The sequence below is a fragment of the Pseudomonas sp. FW305-E2 genome, assembly GCF_058782925.1.
In genome coordinates this window covers 238,925-260,955 of the sequence record NZ_JBYSYE010000002.1, presented here as the reverse complement: position 1 = coordinate 260,955, position 22,031 = coordinate 238,925, and the positions used below count along the sequence as shown (strand labels likewise).

Below are 22,031 nucleotides of genomic sequence, written 5' to 3'. Positions count from 1 at the left end.
GCCCCGTCACCGCTGTATCCCGCCCCCGCGAGCCTCTAACCTGCCGGCATCAATTTTTGACTCGGCCGTGGAGGCCAGCATGAAAAAGATCCTTCTGCTCAATGGTGGTAAACAGTTCGCTCACTCCGAAGGCCGTCTCAACGCGACCTTGCACGAAGCGGCTATCGCTCACCTGGACCGCGCCGGCTTCGATGTGCGCCAGACGTTCATCGATGGCGGCTACGATGCCCAGGAAGAGGTGGAGAAATTCCTCTGGGCCGATGTGGTGATCTATCAGATGCCCGGCTGGTGGATGGGCGCGCCTTGGACCGTCAAGAAGTACATCGACGACGTGTTCACTGCCGGCCACGGCAGCCTGTATGCCAATGATGGCCGTACCCGTTCGGACCACTCGCAGAAATACGGCAGCGGTGGTTTGGTGCACGGCAAGCAATACATGTTGTCGCTGACCTGGAATGCGCCGCAGCAGGCGTTCGATGACCCCAGCGATTTCTTTGAAGGCAAGGGGGTGGATGCCGTGTACTTCCCGTTCCACAAGGCCAACCAGTTCCTGGGTATGACCGGCCTGCCGACCTTCCTGGCTGTGGATGTGATGAAGCGCCCGGATGTGCCGGCGGCGTTGGCAGCTTATGAGGCCCATCTGGACAAGGTGTTTGGCAAGGCACAGTAATTTTTTGCCTGGACTGGCCTTGCCGCGGGCTTGCCCACTCCCACAGGTATTACGCAGGTTTCAAGGACTTTGCAGTATTTGTGGGAGCGGGCAAGCCCGCGAAGAGGCCCGTTCAGGCGCCGCTGGACTTGGCCTCGACAAGCGGTTATCTAATCCTTGCACAGACCAACCACAGGCCCTGATGTGAAAACCCGATCTGAAGAACTCCAGGTATTCGTCGCCGTCATCGACTGCGGCTCGATTTCCGCTGCTGCCGAGCAGATGGGCCAGACCCCGTCTGCCGTCAGCCGCACCCTGTCGCGCCTGGAGGGCAAGCTGGGCACCACGCTGGTCAACCGCACCACCCGGCGCATGGACCTTACCGAAGAGGGGCGCTACTTTCTTGAGCGCTCGCGGCTGATCCTGCAGCAGATGGACGAGATGGAAGAGCGTCTGTCGATGAACCGCCAGACCCCGACCGGGCGATTGCGCATCAATGCCGCTGCGCCGTTCATGCTGCATGCCATCCTGCCGTGGATCGGCGAGTTCCGCCGCCAGTACCCGGGCATCGAACTGGAGCTCAACACCGACGACCTGATCATCGACCTGCTGGAGCAGAGCACTGATGTGGCGATCCGCATCGGAGAGCTGGCCGACTCCAGCCTGCACGCGCGCAGCCTGGGTTGTAGTCCGGTGCAGGTGCTGGCCAGTCCGGCCTACCTGGAGCAGCACGGCACGCCACGGCAGGTCGAGGAGCTGGCCAACCACTGTCTGCTCGGCTTCAGCCAACCGGAGTCGCTCAATCATTGGCCGCTACGTCACGCTCAGGGCGATCGCTGGAGCATCCGCCCGGCGTTGGTTGCTTCCAGCGGCGAAACCCTGCGCCAGCTGGCGTTGGCCGGGGAGGGCATCGTCAGCCTGTCGCACTTCATGACCCACGAAGATATCCGCACAGGGCGCCTGCAGGTGCTGCTGAGCGAGGCCAACAATGGCTACCGTCAGCCGATCCACGCGGTGTATTACCGCAACACCCAGTTGGCACTGCGTATCCAGTGCTTCCTGGATTTCATCCAGCGCAAGCTGGCGATGTACGCCTGCTGAGTTGCCTGATCGCGACAAATCCTGTCCACAGGCGGCGAAACTTCCGACGGTTGATTGCACAGTCGAAGCGCTTCGGCCTTACTGACTGCTCAACAAAAACAACACCAAGGAAGTGTCATGCGTATTGTCCCTTTCCAGTATCTGGCTCTCGCAGCCGCGATCCTGAGCTGTTCCTCGGTTTACGCCGCCACCCTGGAGGGCGGCGCGGTGGCCGCCCCCGATCAATATGGTGCACAGGTGGCCGCCGATATTCTGAAAAAGGGCGGCAACGCGGTGGACGCGGCAGTAGCGACCGCCTTCACCCTGGCGGTGACGTACCCAGAGGCCGGTAATATCGGCGGTGGCGGCTTCATGACCCTGTTTGTCGATGGCAAGCCTTACTTCCTCGACTACCGCGAAGTCGCGCCCAAGGCCGCCACGCGCAACATGTACCTGGACGACAAGGGCGAGGTCATCGAGAACCTCAGCCTGGTCGGGGCACGCGCCGCAGGCGTACCCGGTACGGTAATGGGCCTGTGGGAGGCGCACCAGAAGTTCGGCAAGCTGCCCTGGAGCGAGTTGCTGACCCCGGCCATCGGCTATGCGAAAAATGGCTTCAAGGTGGCGGAAAAGCAGTACCAGTACCGCAACGATGCCCAAGGCATGTTCAAGACGGCGACCAACTTCAACGATTACTTCGGCAACATGAAGGTCGGCGAGCTGTTCAAGCAGCCGGAAATGGCCCAGACCCTGGAGCGTATAGCCGACAAGGGCGTGAGCGAGTTCTATCAAGGCAAGACCGCCGATTTGCTGGTGGCGCAGATGCAGGCTGACAAAGGCCTGATTACCAAAGATGACCTCAAGGATTACAAGGCGGTATGGCGTGAACCGATGGCCGTGAGCTGGCGTGGCAATGTGGTGTATACCGCGCCACCGCCGAGCTCGGGCGGTGTGGCGCTGGCCCAGTTGCTGGGCATCAAGGAAGACCGCGCGGCCGACTTTAAAGGTGTGGCGCATAACTCGGCGCAGTACATCCACCTGCTGGCCGAGATCGAGAAGCGGGTGTTCGCCGACCGCGCCGATTACCTGGGCGACCCGGCCTTCACCAAGGTGCCGGTGGACCAGCTGGTGGCCAAGGATTACCTGGCCAAGCGCGCAGCCCAGGTCAACCCGAAGGCCATTTCCGACACCGACAAGGTCAAGCCGGGCCTTGAACCGCACCAGACCACGCATTTCTCGATCGTCGACAAGCAGGGCAACGCGGTCAGCAATACCTACACCCTCAACCTCGACTATGGCAGTGGTGTGGTGGTGAAGGGCGCTGGTTTCCTGCTCAACGACGAGATGGATGATTTCAGCGCCAAACCGGGGGCGGCGAACGCCTTTGGCGTGGTCGGTGGTGATGCCAACGCGATCGAACCAGGCAAGCGCATGCTGTCGTCGATGAGTCCCAGCCTGATGACCCGCGATGGCAAGGTCGAGCTGGTTATCGGTACCCCGGGTGGTTCACGGATCTTTACCTCGATCTTCCAGGTGATGAACAACCTGTACGACTACGGCATGCCGCTGGACAAGGCGGTGGCGGCGCAGCGCGTGCACCATCAGTTGCTGCCCAAGGACACCATTTACTTCGACAGCTATGCGCCACTGACCGGGCCGGTAGCTGATGAGCTGAAGAAGATGGGCTATGTGCTGGAGGACCAGGGCTGGGAGATGGGCGACATCCAGGCGATCCGCGTCGATGGGGCGAAGCTTGAGACCGCTTCCGACCCACGTGGGCGTGGGGTAGGGATGATCGTCAAGTAGTACCTGTCAGAACGCCGGGAGGGCTTTGCCCTCCTATCGCGACACAAGGCCGCTCCCACGAGGACCTGCGTTGGGGCCTTGTGTCGCGAAAGGGCCGCAAAGCGGCCCCAGGTTCCAAAGGTCAGACGCGGAACTGGCTGACCAGTGTCTGCAACTGCCCACCCAACCGCGCCAGCTCCACACTCGACGCTGCCGTCTCGTCACTGGCTGCTGCGGTTTGCTCTGACACATCACGCACATTCAGGATGCTTCGGCTGATCTCTTCAGCCACCGCACTCTGCTGCTCTGCCGCCGCAGCAATCTGCTGGTTCATCGACTGGATGCTCGATACCGTACTGGTAATACTCTCCAGCGATGACCCGGCCTTTCGCGCCAGTTCAACGCTGCTGTCGGTCAGGGTACGGCTGCCCTGCATGGCATTCGCCACTTGCTGGGTACCGTGCTGCAGGCTGGCAATCAGCTCTTCGATCTCTTCGGTAGACTTCTGCGTGCGCTGGGCCAGGCCGCGCACTTCGTCGGCAACCACGGCAAAGCCACGGCCTGCCTCGCCGGCACGCGCTGCCTCGATCGCTGCGTTGAGCGCCAGCAGGTTGGTCTGTTCGGCCACCGACTTGATCACGTCCATCACGCTACCAATTTTCTGGCTTTCCTGCTGCAGCAGGTTCATGGCCTCGGTGGAGCGGTGCATGTCTTCGGCCAGGCGTTCGATCTGGCCAATCGCTTCGCCCACCACGCGGTCGCCGGCACGGGCTTCGTCATCGGCACCTGTAGCTGCATGTGAGGCCTGCTCGGCATTGCGCGCCACTTCCTGAACGGTCGCGGCCATTTCGTGCATGGCGGTGGCCACCTGGTCGGTCTCGACTTTCTGGCTGTTGGCGCCCGCGCTGGTCTGTTCGGTGACTGCCGACAGCTCTTCGGCGGCGCTGGCAATCTGGGTGACGCCATCGCGGATGCCGCTGATCAGCTCGCGCAGGGTGGTGCCCATGCGCGCGATGCCTTGCTGCAGCACGCCCAGTTCGTCACGGCGGGTGACGCGCATGTGCTGGGTAAGGTCGCCACTGGCGATTTTTTCCACGGCCACCAGGGTGTCTTGCAACGGGCGGGTGATCTGGCGGGTGATCAGCACCGCCGCCAGTACGCCGACCAGCAGCGCCAGCAGTGTGGCGATGGCCTGCAGGCTGCGGGCCTGGGTACTCTCGATGTCACGGCGCTCTAGCTGGATCTGGTACAGCGCGTCACTGCGCTTGACGATGTCGGCGCCCTGCACGGTCATTTCGGCGCGCGAGGTGGTGATGTTGGCAACCGCGTCGCGGAACTGGCGTACGGCGTCACGATAGGCCAGTACCGCGTTTTCGAACTGTTGCAGGCGCGTATCTGCGCTGGGCAGCTGGCGCTTGAGATTGTCGGTATCGGCCAGTGCTGCATCCAGCTGGCGCAAGGCGGCCTGCTCGTTGGCGCTGCTGTTCTCGGCGATGTAGCCACGCACATCGATGCGTACCTGCAGCAGCTGCTGGCGGGCCTTGCTGATCAGCTGGTACTGGGCCAGGCGCACGCTGTCAGCCTCGGGGCGAGCCATCACCTCCTGGCTGAGCGCATCCATGGCCTGGTCGGCGCGAATGGCCGAGCTGTCCATGGAAACGCGCGCTGCGCGGGTGGCGTCGTAGCCCTGGCGCATCTTGTTCAGCGACAGCTTGTAGGCACTGATGGTATCGCCCAGCTCACCCAGCAGCTTGACGTTCTCCGGGCTTTTGAAGGTGGTGGCCAGGTAGGCCTGCTGCTTGCTGAATGCGTCCAGCTTGGCCAGGGTGTTGGCGGCGGCGGTATCGTCGCCGTTGGCGATCATGTACTGCAGGCGCGCAATGCGCAGATCGGTGAGGTCCTTGTTCAGCTGGCCAATATCGCCCATCCAGTTGCTACGGTCGATCAGGCTGCCCAGGCTGGTCCAGCCGGTGAGGGCTAGCAGGCCAGTGAGAACCAGCACCAGGCCGAAGCCCAGGCCGAGTTTAAGGTTGACGCTGATGTTGGCGAACCAGCTGTTCATGCACGCTCTCCAGAAGTTGATTTCGCTCTCTTGATCTTCGATCGCCAGGCGTTGTTGTTCTGGATGCCCGCTGATTCGTGCAGGGGTTATCGGCCATGATTGGGGAAGCTGAAACGCTTTTTCAGCAAAATGTCAGCAAGCGGTCTCACGCGGTCCCTGTTGCACCGGGTATCAGAGAGTGCGTGCACTGAAGGTGTCGCAGCGGTTCACTTCACCTTCGGCAAACCCGGCCTTGAACCAGCGCATCCGCTGCGCCGAGGTACCGTGGGTGAACGAGTCTGGCACTACGCGCCCGCGGCTTTGCTGCTGCAGGCGGTCGTCGCCGATTGCATTGGCCGCATTCAGCGCTTCCTCGACATCGCCTGGCTCCAGCCAGTTCAGGCGTTTCTGCGCCTGGTAGGCCCATACCCCGGCCAGACAGTCGGCCTGCAACTCCTGGCGCACCAACAGGCCGTTGTCGCCCTCCATGCGCTGGCCAGCGCGTCGTGCGGCGTCGACCTTGGCCGAGACGCCCAGCAGTGTCTGCACATGGTGACCGATTTCATGGGCGATCACGTAGGCCTGGGCGAAGTCGCCAGCTGCAGCGAAGCGGGTTTCCATTTCACGGAAGAACGACATGTCCAGGTACACCCGCTGGTCCGCCGGGCAATAGAACGGCCCAACCGCTGCCGAGGCAAAACCGCAGGCCGAATTGACTTGGCCGCTGAACAGGACCAGTTTGGGGTCACGGTATTGTTTGCCGGCCTCGGCGAACAGGGCTTTCCAGGTGTCTTCGGTGTCACCCAGAACCGAGGCGACGAAATCGGCTTGCTGGTCGTTGGCCGGTGGCGCCTTGCCGCCCGCACCACTGGGCGCCGTCTGCTGTTGTTGCTGCTCCATCTGCCCGGCAAGCTGGCCAAGAATCTGCAACGGGTCCTGCCCGGTGAGCCAGCCGATGCCGACGATCAGCAGGATTGCCCCAAGCCCCAGCCCCTTGCCGCCGCCGAAACGCATGCCGCCGCCGCCACCTTCGCCTCGGGCATCGACCACGTTGTCGCTGCGTCGGCCTTTTCGCCATTCCATGAATGCTCTCCGAGCGTGAAACAAGAAGACAAAGATTAGTTCACGAAGGTGGAACCTGTCAGGCCGAGGTGTTTATCCATAACCATTTGGTTATGTATCAAGGGGTCGATTTCAATGTTCATCGCCCGCGACCTGCCGGAAACTGTAAGTCCGCCTGCCACACTCAGGCGTTCTCATAATTCCAAGAGAGGAAACCGGCATGCCCGCCCAGGACAACAGCCGCTTCGTGATCCGTGATCGCAACTGGCACCCCAAAGCCCTTACGCCTGACTACAAGACGTCCATTGCCCGCTCGCCGCGCCAGGCACTGGTCAGTATTCCGCAGTCGATCAGCGAAACCACTGGTCCGGATTTTTCCCACCTGGACTTCGGCGCCCATGACCATGACCTGCTGCTGAACTTCAATAACGGTGGCCTGCCAATCGGCGAGCGCATCATCGTTGCCGGCCGTGTCGTCGACCAGTACGGCAAGCCTGTGCCGAACACCTTGGTGGAGATGTGGCAAGCCAACGCCGGCGGCCGCTATCGCCACAAGAACGACCGCTACCTGGCGCCGCTGGACCCGAACTTTGGTGGTGTTGGCCGGTGCCTGACCGACCGCGACGGCTACTACAGCTTCCGCACCATCAAGCCGGGCCCGTACCCGTGGCGCAACGGCCCGAACGACTGGCGTCCGGCGCATATCCACTTCGCCATCAGCGGCCCATCGATCGCCACCAAGTTGATCACCCAGCTGTACTTCGAAGGTGACCCGCTGATCCCGATGTGCCCGATCGTCAAGTCGATCGCCAACCCGCAAGCCGTGCAGCAGTTGATCGCCAAGCTCGACATGAGCAACGCCAACCCGATGGACTGCCTGGCCTACCGCTTCGACATCGTGCTGCGCGGCCAGCGCAAGACCCACTTCGAAAACTGCTGAGGACCCCGCCATGCCAATCGAACTGCTGCCGGAAACCCCTTCGCAGACTGCCGGCCCCTATGTGCACATCGGCCTGGCCCTGGAAGCGGCCGGCAACCCGACCCGCGATCAGGAAATCTGGAACCGCCTGGCCAAGCCAGACGCACCAGGCGAGCACATTCTGCTGCTCGGCCAGGTGTATGACGGTAACGGCCACCTGGTGCGCGACTCGTTCCTGGAAGTGTGGCAGGCCGACGCTAACGGCGAGTACCAGGATGCCTACAACCTGGAAAACGCCTTCAACAGCTTCGGCCGCACCGCCACGACCTTCGATGCCGGTGAGTGGACGCTGCACACGGTCAAGCCGGGTGTGGTGAACAACGCTGCGGGCGTGCCGATGGCGCCGCACATCAACATCAGCCTGTTTGCTCGTGGCATCAACATCCACCTGCACACGCGCCTGTATTTCGATGATGAGGCCCAGGCCAATGCCAAGTGCCCGGTGCTCAACCTGATCGAGCAGCCGCAGCGGCGTGAAACCTTGATTGCCAAGCGTTGCGAAGTGGATGGGAAGACGGCGTACCGCTTTGATATCCGTATTCAGGGGGAAGGGGAGACCGTCTTCTTCGACTTCTGAGGTGAAGCTTGGGGCCGCTCTGCGGCCCATTCGCGGGCAAGCCCGCTCCTACAACGATCTGCTTACGCCGAGCAATGGGCTGAACGCCGATCAACGGGCTGTACGCCGATCAATGTAGGAGCGGGCTTGCCCGCGAATGGGCTGCAAAGCAGCCCCGGCAATACAACGATCAGCGCCGAACCAGCAGAACCCCACTCTCCATATGGTGGGTATACGGGAACTGGTCAAACAATGCACAGCGCTCGATGCGGTGGGTGTCCTGCAACTGGGCGATGTTCGCTGCCAGCGTTTCCGGGTTGCACGAGATGTACAGGATGCGTTCGAAACGCCGGGTCAGCTCGCAGGTATCCGGGTCCATCCCTGCCCGCGGTGGGTCGACGAACACGGTACCGAACTGATAACTCTTCAGGTCGATGCCTTCCAGGCGACGGAACGGCCGCACCTCATTCAGTGCCTGGGTCAGCTCCTCTGCCGACAAGCGTACCAGCCGCACGTTATCCACAGCGTTTTCGTCAAGGTTGCTCAGTGCGGCATTGACCGACGTCTTGCTGATTTCGGTGGCCAGCACCTGGCGTACACGCGTGGCCAGCGGCAGGGTGAAGTTGCCGTTGCCGCAATACAGTTCCAGCAAGTCATCCTCACGATCGCCCATGGCCTCGAAGGCCCAGCTGAGCATCTTCTGGTTCACTGCGCCGTTGGGCTGAGTGAACGCACCCTCCGGCTGGCGGTAACTGAACACGCGGCCAGCCACATCGAGTTTTTCCACCGCGTAGTCGCGGCCGATAACCAGGCGCTTGCCCTTGGAACGGCCGATGACGCTCACCCCCAGCGCTTCAGCCAGTTGCCGTGCTTCCACTTCCCAGGCCTCGTCCAGCGGGCGGTGATAGCACATCGTGATCATCGCATCGCCAGCCAGGGTGGTGAGGAACTCCACCTGGAACAGGCGGTTGCCCAGTTCTTCGCTGGCCTGCCAGGCTGCCTTCAGGCGTGGCATCAACGCGTTGATGCGTTCGCTGGCAATGGGAAAATCGTCGATCAGGATTGCCTTGTGCTTCTCGCCTGGGGCGAACATGGCGTAGTGGCGCTGGCCATCCTCGCGCCACAGGCGGAACTCGGCGCGCAGGCGGTAATGCTCGCGCGGTGAGTCGAAAACAGCCGGTTCCGGCGCGCCGAATGGCGCCAGCAGCTCGCGCAGCCGGGCCACCTTGGCGTCCAGTTGGGTGGCGTAGGAGGAGGGGTCGAAAGCAGCACTCATGCGTTGAACCAGCCTAGCTTGATGACGAACAGGATGGAAAGGATCACCAGGGCCGGGTTCAGGTCGCGACGGCGGCCGGAAATCAGTTTGACGGCGGTCCAGGCGATGAAGCCGAAGGCGATACCATTGGCGATCGAGTACGTCAGCGGCATGGCCAAGGCAGTTACCACCACCGGTGCGGCTTCGGTGACGTCGTCCCAGTTTATTTCCGCCAGGCCCGAGGCCATCAGCACCGCGACGAACAGCAGCGCCGGAGCGGTGGCGAACGCCGGCACGCTGCCGGCCAGGGGGGCGAAGAACAGCGCCAGCAGGAACAGCACGGCAACCACGATGGCCGTCAGGCCGGTGCGGCCACCGGCGCTCACACCCGCAGCGGACTCGATATAGCTGGTGGTGGTCGAGGTGCCCAGCAGGGAGCCGGCCATGGCGGCGGTGCTGTCGGCGATAAGGGCGCGGCCCATCTTCGGCATGTGGCCGTCCTTGCCCATCAGGCCGGCGCGCTTGGCCACGGCGATCAGGGTGCCGGAATTGTCGAACAGGTCGACGAACAGGAACGCGAAAATCACGCTGATCAGGCCCACATCGAGGGCACCGGCGATGTCCAGCTGCAGGAAGGTGGGTGCCAGCGAAGGTGGCATCGACACGATCCCGCCGAACGGCGTGACGCCCATGGCGATCGACGCGACGGTGACGGCCAGGATACCGATCAGCACCGCGCCGCGCACTTTCAGCGACTCAAGGCCGACGATCAGGAAGAAGCCCAGTGTGGCGAGAATCACTGAAGGCTGCTTGAGGTCGCCCATGCCCACCAAAGTGGCTGGGTTATCGACGACGATGCCGGCGTTATGCAGGGCGATCAGTGCCAGGAACAGGCCGATACCGGCGGCAATCGCCGAACGCAGCGGCAGCGGGATGCTGTTCACGATCCACTCGCGGATGCGGAAGATCGACAGCAGGAAGAACATCACCGCCGACAGGAACACGGCACCCAGTGCCACCTGCCAGGTGTGGCCCATGTGCAGCACCACGGTGTAGGTGAAGAACGCGTTCAGGCCCATGCCCGGTGCCAGGGCGATCGGGTAGTTGGCAATCAGGCCCATGGTGGCGGAGCCGATGGCCGCTGCCAGGCAGGTGGCGACAAAGATCGCGCCCTTGTCCATGCCGGTCTCGCCGAGGATGCTCGGGTTGACGAACAGGATGTAGGCCATGGCCAGGAAGGTGGTGACGCCCGCGAGAATCTCGGTGCGCACGTTGGTGTTGTGTGCTCTTAGTTGAAACAGCCTTTCCAGCATGCCCGCTCCCCAAGGCGCCCCCGGCGCCATGAATGTATCGACCCCATCAGCAAAGCACAGACCGTACCGGATGCTGTGGTTTTGTGTAGGGAGGAAAAAAGCCGCGCATGATACCAGCATGCATGGCGGGGGCCTATGGCCGTTGGGGAATGGGTTTTTCTGGCCCTGCGCGGGTAACGTCCCCTGCAGGCGCGGGCTTGCCCGCGAACAGGCCGGCACGGGTGATGCATCACCCGTTATGCAACCGATCCCGCTTGGCCAGGGTAGGGAACAGTTTTATCCACACCCCGGTCACCACCAAGGTGCCCACCCCGCCCAGCACCACCGCCGGCACTGTACCAAACCAGTGCGCGGTCACCCCCGATTCGAACTCACCGAGCTGGTTCGAGGCACCGATGAACAAGCCGTTCACTGCGCTCACCCGCCCACGCATTTCATCCGGTGTCTCCAGCTGCACGAACGAGCTGCGAATGACCATGCTGATCATGTCTGCCGCACCCAGTACCACCAGTACCGCCAGCGAGAACCAGAACGAGGTCGACAGGCCGAAGGCGATGGTCGCCACGCCGAACACGCCGACCGCAGTGAACATCGTCCGCCCGACGTTGCGCTGGAACGGGAAGCGCGCCAGCCAGAGCGACATCAGCAACGCCCCCACCGCTGGCGCCGAGCGCAACAGGCCGAGCCCCATCGGACCGGTCAGCAGGATGTCTTTGGCAAATACCGGCAGCAACGCGGTGGCCCCGCCCAACAATACGGCGAACAGGTCCAGCGAGATGGCGCCGAGGATGTCGGGCCGGCTGCGAATGAAACGGATGCCAGCCAGCAGCGATTCGATGCTGGCGCGTCCGCGCTGGGCGACCTGGCCGTGCGCCTGCAGGCTCAGGGTCAGCACGCAGGCAATGGCGTACAGGGCCACCGTCGGGCCATACACCCACATGCTGCCAAAGGCATACAGAAAGCCGCCCACCGCCGGCGCCACGATGGTCGCCGACTGGGTGGCCGAGGCCGACGCCGCCACTGCCCGCGGGAACAGCCCGGCCGGTACCACGTTGGGCAGCAGCGCCTGGGTTGCCGGCATTTCGAATGAGCGGGTGGCGCCGAGCAGGAAGGCCAGGGCAAAGATCAGTTCGCGGGTGACGTTGTCGGTGGCACTGCCCACTGCCAGCGCCAGGGCAATCAGCCCCTGAAGGCTTTGGCACAGGGCGGCGACCTTGCGCCTGTCATAGCGGTCGGCGACATGGCCGGTGTGCAGCATGAACAGCACCCGTGGGGCGAACTCGACCAGGCCGACCAGGCCCAGGTCCAGGACGTTGCCGGTCAATTGGTAGAGGTGCCAGCCGATGGCCACGGTGAGCATCTGGAAGCCGCTGGCGGTGAACACGCGGGCCAGCCAGAAGGCCAAAAAAGGACGATGGTGACGCAACAACTGCGGTGCGGAATCGGACATCGGAAACCAGGGGCCTCGGCGCAGTAGAGGGGGTGCGCAGCGTATCACCTGTTTGTAACAAACGGTTACTGTTTGCTCTGTTCGGCACTTTTCTACTGTTAATTAAAGAGGGTGAGGCAACAGGTCACGCGGCAATCCACCACACGGCCCACCGGGCCATTCGGGACTATGCTTCCTAGCATTAATTGATCTGGGTCAATCGTTCCAGATCAATGAAATGGCCGTCTGGCCGGAATCCCTGCGATCGAACAGAACAATTCCAACACGCCGTACTCGACCCAGTGGGGGCAGTGGGCGACTGAGGCCACAAGCCCGGACGCCGGATTATCTGAAGAGGAAGCACCATGTTCGGAATAGAGGCCTTAGAGCTCGCCCGAATGCAGTTTGCCTTTACCGTGTCGTTCCACATCCTGTTCCCGGCCATCACCATTGGCCTGGCCAGCTACCTGGCAGTCCTCGAAGGCCTTTGGCTGCGGACCCACAACCAGGTCTACCGTGACCTCTATCACTTCTGGTCGAAGATCTTCGCCGTCAACTTCGGCATGGGCGTGGTCTCCGGCCTGGTCATGGCCTACCAGTTCGGCACCAACTGGAGCCGCTTCTCCGACTTTGCCGGCGCCGTCACCGGCCCGCTGCTCACCTACGAAGTACTGACTGCGTTCTTCCTCGAGGCCGGCTTCCTGGGCGTCATGCTGTTTGGCTGGAACCGCGTCGGCCGTGGTCTGCACTTCTTCTCCACGGTGATGGTAGCGCTCGGTACGCTGGTCTCGACCTTCTGGATTCTCGCCTCGAACAGCTGGATGCAAACCCCGCAAGGTCACGAGATCATCGATGGTCGGGTGGTGCCGGTGGACTGGTTTGCGGTGGTGTTCAACCCCTCCTTCCCCTACCGCCTGATGCACATGGCCACTGCCGCGTTCGTGTCCACCGCGTTCTTCGTCGGTGCCTCGGCGGCCTGGCACCTGCTGCGCGGGCGTGACAACCCGGCCGTGCGCAAGATGCTGTCGATGGCCATGTGGATGGCACTGATCGTCGCCCCGATTCAGGCAGTGATCGGCGATTTCCACGGCCTCAATACCCTCAAGCACCAGCCGGTGAAAATTGCCGCGATCGAAGGCCACTGGGAGAACGTGCCCGGTGAGCCGACGCCGCTGATCCTGTTCGGCATTCCCGACATGGAGGCCGAGACTACCCGGTTCAAGATCGAGATCCCGGCGCTCGGTAGCCTGATCCTGACTCACAGCCTGGACAAGCAGGTGCCGGCGATGAAGGAGTTCCCGCCCGAGGATCGGCCTAATTCGACCATTGTGTTCTGGTCGTTCCGGATCATGGTCGGGCTTGGTTTCCTGATGATCTTCGTTGGCCTGTGGAGCCTGTGGTTGCGCAAACGCGGCACGCTGTACAGTTCACGCCCGTTCCTGCATGTGGCCCTGTGGATGGGCCCATCCGGGCTGGTCGCGCTGCTGGCCGGCTGGTTCACCACCGAAATTGGCCGCCAGCCCTGGGTGGTGTACGGCCTGATGCGCACGGCGGACGGTGTTTCCAACCACAGCTACGCCCAGCTCGGCTTCACCCTTGTGGCGTTCGTGGTGGTGTACTTCGCCCTGTTTGGCACCGGCCTTGGCTACATGATGCGCCTGGTACGCAAAGGGCCGCAGACCGGCGAGGGTGACGAGCACACACCGGGAGGCCCAGGCCAGAAACGCACGCCGGCACGGCCTTTGTCCGCCGCCGATGATGGCCGCGAGGCCACCTCTGCCAGCCTGAACGAGGGGAACTGAACCATGGGTATCGACCTTCCACTGATCTGGGCCGTGATCATCATCTTCGGCGTCATGATGTACGTGGTGATGGACGGATTCGACCTGGGGATCGGCATGCTCTTCCCCTTCGTCAAGGGCGAGCAGGACCGTGATGTCATGATGAACACTGTCGCGCCGGTATGGGACGGCAACGAAACCTGGTTGATCCTGGGCGGTGCCGGACTGTTCGGTGCCTTCCCGATGGCGTATGCCGTGGTCCTCGAGGCCCTGTACCTGCCCCTGATCCTGATGCTGATCGGCCTGATTTTCCGAGGCGTGGCCTTCGAGTTCCGCTTCAAGGCCAAGGCCGACAAACGGCACATCTGGGACAAGGCTTTTATCTGGGGTTCGCTGATCGCCACCTTCTTCCAGGGTGTGGCGCTGGGCGCGTTCCTGGAGGGGTTCAAGGTGGTCGACCGGCATTTTGCCGGTGGCACCCTGGACTGGCTGACCCCATTCAGCCTGTTCTGCGGGCTGGGGTTGATCGTGGCCTACACCTTGCTGGGTTGCACCTGGCTGATCATGAAGACCGAAGGGCCGCTGCAGCAGAAGATGCACGATATGGCCCGACCGCTGGCGCTGGTGCTGCTGGTGGTGATCGGTATCGTCAGCCTGTGGACGCCCATCGCCTACCCGCAGATTGCCGACCGCTGGTTCAGCATGCCCAACCTGATCTGGTTCATGCCGGTACCGCTGCTGGTGCTGGTGACCTTCTACGGGTTGCTCAAAGCGGTGGCACGCAACGCGCACTACACGCCGTTCCTGCTCACGCTGGTACTGATCTTCCTTGGCTACAGCGGCTTGGGAATCAGCCTGTGGCCTAACATCATCCCGCCGTCGATTTCGATCTGGGATGCCGCAGCGCCACCGCAAAGCCAGGGTTTCATGCTGGTGGGTACCCTGTTCATCCTGCCGTTTATCCTGATGTATACCTTCTGGAGCTACTATGTGTTCCGCGGCAAGGTCACCCACGAAGACGGCTACCACTAGGAGGGCCGCATGATGGCTGGCAAACATGGTTTGGAAGACAAGAAACCGCTGTGGCAGCGACTGGGTTGGCTGTTGCTGATCTGGGCAATGAGCGTCGCAGCGCTGGGGGTGGCGGCCTGGGTGATGCGGCTGTTCATGGGGGCGGCGGGCCTGACCACACATTGATAAAGAGCGGCAGCGGGCTTGCCCGCGAAGCAGGCAACGCGCTAGATGGCACCGGCGTTGCCGGTGTTCGCGGGCAAGCCCGCTCCTACGGGGGCGGTGGCGCGCCTACTTGCGGGCTTTCAGAATGACGAACTTGGGCGTTGCCGCCACCTGCTCCACTCCCCGGAACAACCGCGCCAGCTTGCTGTGATAGCCCAGGTGCCGGTTACCCACGATGTACAGCGCCCCACCTACCACCAGCGCTTCACGCGCCTGCTGGAACATGCGCCAGGCGAGGAAATCGCCCACTACCTGCTGTTGATGGAACGGCGGGTTGCACAGCACCACATCCAGCGACTGCTTCTCCAGCCCGGCCAGGCCATCGGCCGCGAAGAAGGTCGCCGGGCGCTCGCCCAACGCTGCCAGCCAGTTCTCCTGCGCCGATTGCACTGCCATGTACGACTCGTCGACCAGGGTGTACTCGGCCTCCGGATTGGCCAGGGCGCTGGCGATTGCGAGCACGCCGTTGCCGCAGCCCAGGTCTGCCACCCGCGCACGGCCGAGGTCGCGTGGTAGATGCGGGAGGAACGCCCGCGTCCCGATATCCAGGCCTTCACGGCAGAACACGTTGGCGTGGTTGATCAAGTCAAGTGCCGGCACGTCGAGGCGGTAGCAGCTGGGGTAGGGGGACTTGGCGAGCGGCCGCTCGGCAACCGTTGCTGTCAGCAAACGGGCCTTTTTCAGGGCCAGCGAAGCCTGTACGGGGCCGATGTACTTTTCCATCAGGTCGCCGGCCGCCCGCGGCAGGTGCTTGATCATCGCCCCGGCAATCACCTGCGCACCGGGTGCCAACTGGCCTTGCAGGCGGATCAGTTGTTCTTCCAGCAGGGCCAGGGTCTTGGGTACACGCACCAGCACCCGGTCGAACGGGCCTTGCCAGTGTTCGCTGGCCGGTACGAACGGCACACTGTCGAACGGCAGGCCATTGCGCGCCAGGTTCTTTTCCAGGGCCAGGTGCCCCAGGTGCGAGTCACCGCTGCTGACCACCTGCAACTGGCCCGCCAGGCTGGCGGCCAGGGCACCGAAGCTGTCATTGAGCACCAGTACCCGGCAATTGGCGTCGGGTGCCTGATCGTGTAGCTGCGCAAGCAGGTACTCGTCGGCGGCATCGAAGGCCTGCAACGGGTCGTTGGCCTGCTCCGGCTGGCGGATCAGGTCGAGTTCGGCATAGGGGGTGGTCAACAGGGGCATGGCGTCTGGCTCGGGTACGAAACTGCCCGTTGCGGTTCGCGCCGGGCTTTGCCGGGCGATTCTACAGGGCTTTGCCCGAGGTCGCAGGTTCGAAGATCAGATCCAGCCACGCAAGGCGGCAATGGCAATGGCTCCGGCCTTGTTGGCTGCGTTGGTCTTGGTGATCACGCTGCGGATATGGAAATTGACCGTGCTTTGCGACAGCGAGAGGATGGAGGCAACATCGGCAGCGGTCTTGCCGGCGGCAGACCATTTCAGCACTTCCAGTTCACGCTCGCTCATTTTCGGCTGGGGTGGGCATAGGGCGTTCAGGTGGTGCTCGCCCAGTACAGCGTGAAGGGTGTGGCACAGCCACTGCACACTGCCGGCTTTGTCGTACAGCTCGAGCATATCGATGTGGCCGTTTGGCCGAGCGACACTGATCTGGCTCTCGTTGTGCTGCTGATCGTGAAGCGACTGTGTCCAGCCGTGGCGCAAGCCATGCTGGCAGGCCGTTTCGCGAAATTGCGGAGCTTCCTTGTACAGGTCATCGGTCCACAGCACCGGCATCGTCGAGCTGTGACTCAGGTTCGCTGCCGGGTCCTGCTTGTAGAAGTCGTCGCGCTGGTAGCGTTCGATCCACTCACTTGGGTAGTTGCTGTAGAGGTACAGCCTTGGCGTTTGCGTAGCGATCTGAATGCGGATGTTCAGCCCAAGGTAATCCATGTCCAGGTCCTGAGCCAGATGGACTGCAATGTCGAATAGCTTCTGCGGGCTGCGTTCGCTGACGAACGCATGAAGATACTCGGGTTTCCAGTGAAGCATCTGAAACACTCCTTCGGGTGCACAGGATCCAATCCGTTTGAGTACCCGGATGATTGTAGGAAAAGACCTACCATCCTGTTGGGATTTTTTTGTTATAGCGAACAGGATTTTCTGCGAGTTCGGCACGATCACCCTTGATGAGGCCCTACAAAGCGGTGGTTTTTATCCTGGCCACTTTAGGCGACACTGTGCACACGCCAACCCTGGAGCCCGATATGACCGCTAGCGCCGAAAAGTTCACTCGCCAGACACTGCTTGATGTTAAGCCACTGACGCCGAACCTCTTCAGCCTGCGGGTTACGCGCGATGCGGGGTTCCGCTTCCGTTCCGGCCAATTCGCCCGGCTAGGTGTGACCAAGGCCGATGGTAGTGTGGTGTGGCGCGCCTATTCCATGGTCAGCGCCCCCCATGACGAGCACCTGGATTTCTTTTCCATCGTGGTGCCAGGTGGTGAGTTCACCAGTGAGCTGAGCCGTTTGGGTGCAGGCGATACGTTGCTGATCGACCGCCAGGCGTTCGGTTTCCTCACCCTCGACCGCTTCGTCGGTGGTCGTGACCTGTGGCTGCTGGCTACCGGTACCGGCATTGCGCCATTCATGTCTATCCTCCAGGACTTTGAGGCCTGGGAGCGCTTCGACAGCATCAAGCTGGTGTATTCAGTGCGCGAAGCGAAGGAGCTGGCCTATGTGGATGAAATTGCCGGGCTGGAACAGCGCGATTACCTGGCCGAGTACGCGGGCAAGTTGCAGTTCATTCCCGTGGTGACCCGTGAACAACACCCTGGGGCGTTGAATCAGCGGATTACGACGTTGATCGAGAATGGCGAGCTGGAGAGGGCGGCAGGGCTTGAACTGTCGCCAGAGCATTCTCGTGTGATGCTGTGCGGTAACCCGGAAATGATCGACGAAACCCGCAAGGTCCTCAAGGCGCGCGACCTGCAATTGAGCCTGAGCAAGCGGCCGGGGCAGGTGGCAGTCGAGAACTACTGGTAAGTCCGTTGCGGCCGTTGCGGGGCCTGTAGGCGCGGGTTTACCCGCGAAAGGGCCGGGCCTGCTGGCCAGTCTCCACCCGCCGTTCACCGTTGCTGCCGCCACCGTATTCGCGGGTAAACCCGCTCCTACACCGGATTGGTGGTGGACACACATCGGAGGTTGGACACAGGCCGCCGTGTAGGAGCGGGTTTACCCGCGAACACCGGCGAAGCCGGTGCCATCCACCGCACTGGATTCTTCGCCAGCATGCCCGCTCCTACAGCGCCCCCGGCAATTTCAGGGCAAGCGGTTCTGGTTCTGCGTCTTGAGCAAATCGCGGATTTCGGTCAGCAGCGTCTCTTCAGCCGAAGGCACAGGCGGCGTAGTCGGTGCCACGGCTTCTTCACGCTTGAGCTTGTTGATCGCCTTCACGCCCATGAAAATGGCAAAGGCCACGATCACGAAGTCGATCACGGTCTGGATGAACTTGCCATACGCCAGCACCACCGCTGGCACGTCACCTTCGGCAGCCTTCAGGGTAATGGCCAGGTCGCTGAAGTCGACGCCACCGATCAGCAGGCCCAGTGGCGGCATGATCACGTCGCCGACGAAGGACGAGACGATCTTGCCGAAGGCCGCGCCGATGATGATACCGACCGCCATGTCGACGACATTGCCTTTGACTGCGAAAGCCTTGAACTCGTTGAGCACGCCCATGTTTGGTTCCTTGTAACAAAAGGTGAGGTTAACGCAGTGTAAGCCACTTAAACGCTTCATGCGTTGTGTTCAGGGCTACTGACTGCAGTTAGAACGAATAGTTTTGTCGCATCTCGAGGCGTTCGAGACACGTCCTGCTCAGTTATCATGGCGAATTTTTCCAGGAGACCCCACCCATGGCCAAGGCCAAGCGCTTGTATGGCTGCACCGAATGCGGCGCGACCTTCCCCAAATGGGCCGGCCAGTGCGGCGAATGCGGGGCCTGGAACACCCTGGTCGAAACCATGATCGAAAGCGGCGGCGCTGCTGCACCCAGTAGCGGCCGCGCTGGCTGGACAGGACAGCAAGCGCAGATCAAGACCCTGGCCGAAGTCAGTGTCGAGGAAATCCCGCGTTTCACGACCAGCAGCACCGAACTGGACCGCGTGCTGGGTGGCGGCTTGGTGGATGGCTCGGTGGTGCTGATTGGCGGTGACCCCGGCATCGGCAAGTCGACCATTTTGCTACAGACCTTGTGCAACATCGCCGTGGGCATGCCGGCACTGTATGTCACGGGGGAGGAGTCGCAGCAGCAGGTGGCCATGCGCTCGCGGCGGCTGGGCCTACCCCAGGACCAGCTCAAGGTGATGACCGAAACCTGCATCGAGACGATCATTGCCACAGCGCGGGTCGAGAAGCCGCGGGTAATGGTGATCGACTCGATCCAGACCATTTTCACCGAGCAGTTGCAATCGGCCCCGGGCGGCGTGGCCCAGGTGCGCGAAAGCACAGCGTTGCTGGTGCGCTACGCCAAGCAAAGCGGTACGGCAATCTTCCTGGTCGGCCACGTGACCAAGGAAGGCTCGCTGGCTGGCCCAAGGGTGCTGGAGCACATGGTCGACACGGTGCTGTATTTCGAAGGTGAGTCCGATGGCCGGCTGCGCTTGCTGCGGGCGGTCAAGAACCGCTTTGGCGCGGTCAACGAGCTGGGCGTGTTCGGCATGACCGATCGTGGTCTCAAGGAGGTATCCAACCCGTCGGCGATCTTCCTCAACCGTACTCAGGAAGAGGTGCCGGGTAGCGTGGTGATGGCAACCTGGGAGGGTACCCGGCCAATGCTGGTCGAGGTGCAGGCGCTGGTCGACGATAGCCATCTGGCCAACCCGCGGCGGGTAACCTTGGGCCTGGACCAGAACCGCCTGGCCATGTTGTTGGCGGTGCTCCACCGCCATGGCGGTATCCCGACCCATGACCAGGATGTGTTTCTCAACGTGGTCGGCGGAGTGAAGGTGCTGGAAACGGCTTCGGACCTGGCGCTGCTGGCGGCGGTGATGTCCAGCTTGCGTAACCGGCCACTGGCCCACGGTTTGCTGGTGTTTGGCGAGATTGGCTTGTCGGGCGAGGTACGGCCGGTGCCCAGTGGTCAGGAGCGCTTGAAGGAAGCGGCCAAGCACGGCTTCAAGCGTGCCATCGTACCCAAGGGCAATGCGCCGAAAGAAGCGCCTGCGGGTTTGCAGGTGATTGCCGTTACCCGCCTGGAACAGGCGCTGGATGCATTGTTCGAATAGTGTGCAGGAGCGAGCAAGCTCGCTCCTGCAATCAGTCAGTGTTCGGCAACGGCCGTGCGCCTGACCGTTTCATTGCCATGCTCGTCCAGTTCCAGCATCGGCACTTCGTTACCTTCGGCATCGAACAGCTTGCCATCTTTGAAGTAGTCCCCATCACGCAGCGCGGAAATGTCCGAATACTGGATGGTGCGCTCGTAGGCTGCAGCGAACACTGACTGGTTTTCCGAGTTGCCGGTGGTGAAGTGGTTGAAGATCAGGTTCAGCAGGATGGCCATGATCGCCGCCGAGCTGATGCCGGAGTGGAAGATGGTCTCGAACCAGTTCGGGAAGTGGTGGTAGAAGGTCGGCGCGGCAATCGGGATCATGCCGAAGCCCAGCGAGGCCGCGACGATGATCAGGTTGACGTTGTTCTTGTAGCTGACCTTGGACAGGGTGCGGATACCGCTGGCCGCCACGGTGCCGAACAGCACGATACCGGCGCCGCCCAGTACCGGGGTAGGCACGGCGGCAATCACCCGGCCCATGACTGGCAGCAGGCCGAGTACCACCAGAATCACGCCGCCGGTAGCCACCACGTAGCGGCTCTTGACCCCGGTCACGGCCACCAGGCCAACGTTCTGGGCGAACGCGCTTTGGGTGAACGAACCGAAAATCGGCGCCAGGATGCTCGAGGCCATGTCGGCGCGCAGGCCGTTGCCCAGGCGCTTGGAGTCCACCTTGGTGTCGATGATCTCACCCACGGCGAGGATATCGGCCGACGTTTCCACCAGGGTGACCATGATCACGATACACATCGACAGGATCGCGGCGATGTGGAACTCCGGCATGCCAAAGTGGAAAGGCGTGGGGAAGGCGAACATCGGGCCTTCGCTGACCTTGCTGAAATCGGTCATGCCCAATGCCCAGGCGATCAGCGTGCCGACCACCATAGCCAGCAGGATCGACAGGCGTGAGATGGTGGCGCTGCCAAGCTTGCTCAGCAGCAGCACGATGGCGAAGGTCAGCCCGGCCAGGCCGATGTTGGCCACGCTGCCGAACTCCGGCGAGGCGCTGTTGCCACCCATTACCCAGCGTGCGGCAACCGGCATCAGGGTCAGGCCGATGGTGGTGATCACGATACCGGTCACCAGCGGCGGGAAGAACTTGGTGATGCGCGAGAACACCGGTGTGATCAGAAAGCCGATCAGCGACGCAGCCATGACCGCGCCGAGCACTCCTGGCAGGCCACCGCCCCCCTCGCTGCTCAGGATCGCACCCATGGTCGCCACACCGGCGAACGACACGCCTTGCACAAGCGGCAACTGGCAACCGAAGAACGGCAGGCCAAGGGTCTGCAGCAGGGTGGCAAGGCCACCGGCGAACAGCGATGCGGCGATCAGCATGCCGATTTCGGCACCATTCAGGCCCGCGGCCTGCCCCAGGATCAGGGGTACTGCGACGATCCCACCATACATGGTCAGCACATGCTGCAGACCATAGGCCAGGTTGGCACCAAGACCGAGGTTTTCATCCTCGGGTCGCTTGGCGGGAGACGTGCTAGGGGACGTAGTCATGGAGCAGGCTCTCTGTTTATTGTTGTGCCGCTACTGTAGACACTTCCTACAAATGATTGCCACAAGAATTGTATACAATATT

19 protein-coding genes are annotated in these 22,031 nt (G+C 62.3%); 10 read left to right on the top strand and 9 right to left on the bottom strand.

The features are described from left to right. The first annotated feature begins 79 nt into the window (after nt 1–79). The 3 genes from mdaB to ggt all read left to right on the top strand — a co-directional run bounded on the left by mdaB (nt 80) and on the right by ggt (nt 3,535). Nucleotides 80–670: an NADPH:quinone oxidoreductase MdaB gene (mdaB, locus tag AC3WLP_RS03820; RefSeq protein ID WP_012053714.1), complete on the top strand. Its 591-nt coding sequence runs from the start codon at nt 80–82 to the stop codon at nt 668–670. Between the two features lie 183 nt (nt 671–853). Further along, entirely contained in the window at nt 854–1,750 is an 897-nt protein-coding gene (locus AC3WLP_RS03815) for a LysR family transcriptional regulator (protein WP_003251593.1), read from the top strand. Between the two features lie 117 nt (nt 1,751–1,867). Next, nucleotides 1,868–3,535: a gamma-glutamyltransferase gene (ggt, locus tag AC3WLP_RS03810; protein ID WP_012053713.1), complete on the top strand. Its 1,668-nt coding sequence runs from the start codon at nt 1,868–1,870 to the stop codon at nt 3,533–3,535. 121 nt (nt 3,536–3,656) lie between these two features. On the opposite strand, the gene AC3WLP_RS03805 is transcribed toward ggt, so the two are convergent. Both AC3WLP_RS03805 and ypfJ read right to left on the bottom strand, forming a co-directional pair. Further along, nucleotides 3,657–5,576: a methyl-accepting chemotaxis protein gene (locus AC3WLP_RS03805; protein ID WP_012053712.1), complete on the bottom strand. Its 1,920-nt coding sequence runs from the start codon at nt 5,574–5,576 to the stop codon at nt 3,657–3,659. A 171-nt stretch (nt 5,577–5,747) separates the two neighbouring features. Then, nucleotides 5,748–6,638, bottom strand: coding sequence for a KPN_02809 family neutral zinc metallopeptidase (gene ypfJ / locus AC3WLP_RS03800; RefSeq protein ID WP_014754439.1), 891 nt, complete (start codon nt 6,636–6,638; stop codon nt 5,748–5,750). Between the two features lie 199 nt (nt 6,639–6,837). Between ypfJ and pcaH the strand changes: the two genes are divergently transcribed. Both pcaH and pcaG read left to right on the top strand, forming a co-directional pair. Next, nucleotides 6,838–7,557 (top strand): protocatechuate 3,4-dioxygenase subunit beta, encoded by a 720-nt coding sequence (gene pcaH / locus AC3WLP_RS03795; RefSeq protein ID WP_014754437.1) that lies wholly within the window; start codon nt 6,838–6,840, stop codon nt 7,555–7,557. Between the two features lie 10 nt (nt 7,558–7,567). Then, entirely contained in the window at nt 7,568–8,173 is a 606-nt protein-coding gene (gene pcaG / locus AC3WLP_RS03790) for a protocatechuate 3,4-dioxygenase subunit alpha (RefSeq protein WP_003251601.1), read from the top strand. A gap of 169 nt (nt 8,174–8,342) precedes the next feature. Here the strand turns inward: pcaG and trmA are convergent, their stop codons facing one another. From trmA to AC3WLP_RS03775, 3 genes are all read right to left on the bottom strand, one after another. Further along, nucleotides 8,343–9,428 (bottom strand): tRNA (uridine(54)-C5)-methyltransferase TrmA, encoded by a 1,086-nt coding sequence (gene trmA / locus AC3WLP_RS03785; RefSeq protein ID WP_012053711.1) that lies wholly within the window; start codon nt 9,426–9,428, stop codon nt 8,343–8,345. Continuing rightward, nucleotides 9,425–10,720: an NCS2 family permease gene (locus AC3WLP_RS03780; RefSeq protein ID WP_003251606.1), complete on the bottom strand. Its 1,296-nt coding sequence runs from the start codon at nt 10,718–10,720 to the stop codon at nt 9,425–9,427. Before AC3WLP_RS03780 ends, trmA begins: the two co-directional genes overlap by 4 nt. A 229-nt stretch (nt 10,721–10,949) precedes the next feature. Continuing rightward, a complete protein-coding gene (locus AC3WLP_RS03775) occupies nt 10,950–12,170 on the bottom strand; it encodes an MFS transporter (RefSeq protein WP_003251608.1) in 1,221 nt (406 codons plus the stop codon). A 344-nt stretch (nt 12,171–12,514) separates the two neighbouring features. On the opposite strand from AC3WLP_RS03775, the gene AC3WLP_RS03770 reads away from it, so the two are divergent. Genes AC3WLP_RS03770 through AC3WLP_RS03760 form a run of 3 tightly spaced genes read left to right on the top strand, consistent with a single transcriptional unit; the run spans nt 12,515 to nt 15,127 of the window. Next, nucleotides 12,515–13,951 carry a cytochrome ubiquinol oxidase subunit I gene (locus AC3WLP_RS03770; RefSeq protein WP_010955309.1) on the top strand — a complete coding sequence of 479 codons (1,437 nt, stop codon included), beginning with the start codon at nt 12,515–12,517 and terminating at the stop codon, nt 13,949–13,951. Between the two features lie 3 nt (nt 13,952–13,954). Continuing rightward, on the top strand, nt 13,955–14,962 hold the full coding sequence (cydB, locus tag AC3WLP_RS03765; protein ID WP_003251612.1) for a cytochrome d ubiquinol oxidase subunit II: 1,008 nt from the start codon (nt 13,955–13,957) through the stop codon (nt 14,960–14,962). 9 nt (nt 14,963–14,971) lie between these two features. Then, complete coding sequence (locus AC3WLP_RS03760) at nt 14,972–15,127, top strand: DUF2474 domain-containing protein (RefSeq protein WP_003251614.1); 156 nt, start codon at nt 14,972–14,974, stop codon at nt 15,125–15,127. A 105-nt stretch (nt 15,128–15,232) separates the two neighbouring features. Here the strand turns inward: AC3WLP_RS03760 and AC3WLP_RS03755 are convergent, their stop codons facing one another. Further along, nucleotides 15,233–16,357: a methyltransferase gene (locus tag AC3WLP_RS03755; RefSeq protein ID WP_012053709.1), complete on the bottom strand. Its 1,125-nt coding sequence runs from the start codon at nt 16,355–16,357 to the stop codon at nt 15,233–15,235. A 96-nt stretch (nt 16,358–16,453) separates the two neighbouring features. Then, nucleotides 16,454–17,161, bottom strand: a complete 708-nt coding sequence (locus tag AC3WLP_RS03750) for an autoinducer binding domain-containing protein (RefSeq protein ID WP_012053708.1) — start codon at nt 17,159–17,161, stop codon at nt 16,454–16,456. A 215-nt stretch (nt 17,162–17,376) separates the two neighbouring features. Here AC3WLP_RS03750 and AC3WLP_RS03745 point away from each other — a divergent pair, with 215 nt between their 5' ends. After that, a complete protein-coding gene (locus tag AC3WLP_RS03745) occupies nt 17,377–18,153 on the top strand; it encodes a ferredoxin--NADP reductase (RefSeq protein WP_029611788.1) in 777 nt (258 codons plus the stop codon). A 276-nt stretch (nt 18,154–18,429) separates the two neighbouring features. Here AC3WLP_RS03745 and mscL read toward each other — a convergent pair whose 3' ends face one another. Further along, nucleotides 18,430–18,849 carry a large-conductance mechanosensitive channel protein MscL gene (mscL, locus tag AC3WLP_RS03740; RefSeq protein ID WP_003251622.1) on the bottom strand — a complete coding sequence of 140 codons (420 nt, stop codon included), beginning with the start codon at nt 18,847–18,849 and terminating at the stop codon, nt 18,430–18,432. A gap of 176 nt (nt 18,850–19,025) precedes the next feature. Here mscL and radA point away from each other — a divergent pair, with 176 nt between their 5' ends. After that, the gene (gene radA / locus AC3WLP_RS03735; protein WP_003251626.1) at nt 19,026–20,396 is read left to right on the top strand and encodes a DNA repair protein RadA; all 1,371 of its coding nucleotides are present in this window, start codon (nt 19,026–19,028) and stop codon (nt 20,394–20,396) included. 35 nt (nt 20,397–20,431) lie between these two features. Here radA and AC3WLP_RS03730 read toward each other — a convergent pair whose 3' ends face one another. Beyond that, nucleotides 20,432–21,949 carry a nucleobase:cation symporter-2 family protein gene (locus AC3WLP_RS03730; protein WP_012053706.1) on the bottom strand — a complete coding sequence of 506 codons (1,518 nt, stop codon included), beginning with the start codon at nt 21,947–21,949 and terminating at the stop codon, nt 20,432–20,434. Nucleotides 21,950–22,031: the final 82 nt, after the last annotated feature.

What these genes read in the sequence shown, in the direction of transcription:
- AC3WLP_RS03745 (WP_029611788.1), top strand. Translation starts at nt 17,377, where the DNA reads ATGACCGCTAGCGCCGAAAAGTTCACTCGCCAGACACTGCTTGATGTT.
- AC3WLP_RS03760 (WP_003251614.1), top strand. Translation starts at nt 14,972, where the DNA reads ATGATGGCTGGCAAACATGGTTTGGAAGACAAGAAACCGCTGTGGCAG.
- pcaH (WP_014754437.1), top strand. Translation starts at nt 6,838, where the DNA reads ATGCCCGCCCAGGACAACAGCCGCTTCGTGATCCGTGATCGCAACTGG.
- AC3WLP_RS03770 (WP_010955309.1), top strand. Translation starts at nt 12,515, where the DNA reads ATGTTCGGAATAGAGGCCTTAGAGCTCGCCCGAATGCAGTTTGCCTTT.
- mdaB (WP_012053714.1), top strand. Translation starts at nt 80, where the DNA reads ATGAAAAAGATCCTTCTGCTCAATGGTGGTAAACAGTTCGCTCACTCC.
- AC3WLP_RS03780 (WP_003251606.1), bottom strand. Translation starts at nt 10,720, where the DNA reads ATGCTGGAAAGGCTGTTTCAACTAAGAGCACACAACACCAACGTGCGC.
- radA (WP_003251626.1), top strand. Translation starts at nt 19,026, where the DNA reads ATGGCCAAGGCCAAGCGCTTGTATGGCTGCACCGAATGCGGCGCGACC.
- cydB (WP_003251612.1), top strand. Translation starts at nt 13,955, where the DNA reads ATGGGTATCGACCTTCCACTGATCTGGGCCGTGATCATCATCTTCGGC.
- mscL (WP_003251622.1), bottom strand. Translation starts at nt 18,849, where the DNA reads ATGGGCGTGCTCAACGAGTTCAAGGCTTTCGCAGTCAAAGGCAATGTC.
- AC3WLP_RS03755 (WP_012053709.1), bottom strand. Translation starts at nt 16,357, where the DNA reads ATGCCCCTGTTGACCACCCCCTATGCCGAACTCGACCTGATCCGCCAG.
- AC3WLP_RS03730 (WP_012053706.1), bottom strand. Translation starts at nt 21,949, where the DNA reads ATGACTACGTCCCCTAGCACGTCTCCCGCCAAGCGACCCGAGGATGAA.
- trmA (WP_012053711.1), bottom strand. Translation starts at nt 9,428, where the DNA reads ATGAGTGCTGCTTTCGACCCCTCCTCCTACGCCACCCAACTGGACGCC.
- pcaG (WP_003251601.1), top strand. Translation starts at nt 7,568, where the DNA reads ATGCCAATCGAACTGCTGCCGGAAACCCCTTCGCAGACTGCCGGCCCC.
- ggt (WP_012053713.1), top strand. Translation starts at nt 1,868, where the DNA reads ATGCGTATTGTCCCTTTCCAGTATCTGGCTCTCGCAGCCGCGATCCTG.
- AC3WLP_RS03750 (WP_012053708.1), bottom strand. Translation starts at nt 17,161, where the DNA reads ATGCTTCACTGGAAACCCGAGTATCTTCATGCGTTCGTCAGCGAACGC.
- ypfJ (WP_014754439.1), bottom strand. Translation starts at nt 6,638, where the DNA reads ATGGAATGGCGAAAAGGCCGACGCAGCGACAACGTGGTCGATGCCCGA.
- AC3WLP_RS03775 (WP_003251608.1), bottom strand. Translation starts at nt 12,170, where the DNA reads ATGTCCGATTCCGCACCGCAGTTGTTGCGTCACCATCGTCCTTTTTTG.
- AC3WLP_RS03805 (WP_012053712.1), bottom strand. Translation starts at nt 5,576, where the DNA reads ATGAACAGCTGGTTCGCCAACATCAGCGTCAACCTTAAACTCGGCCTG.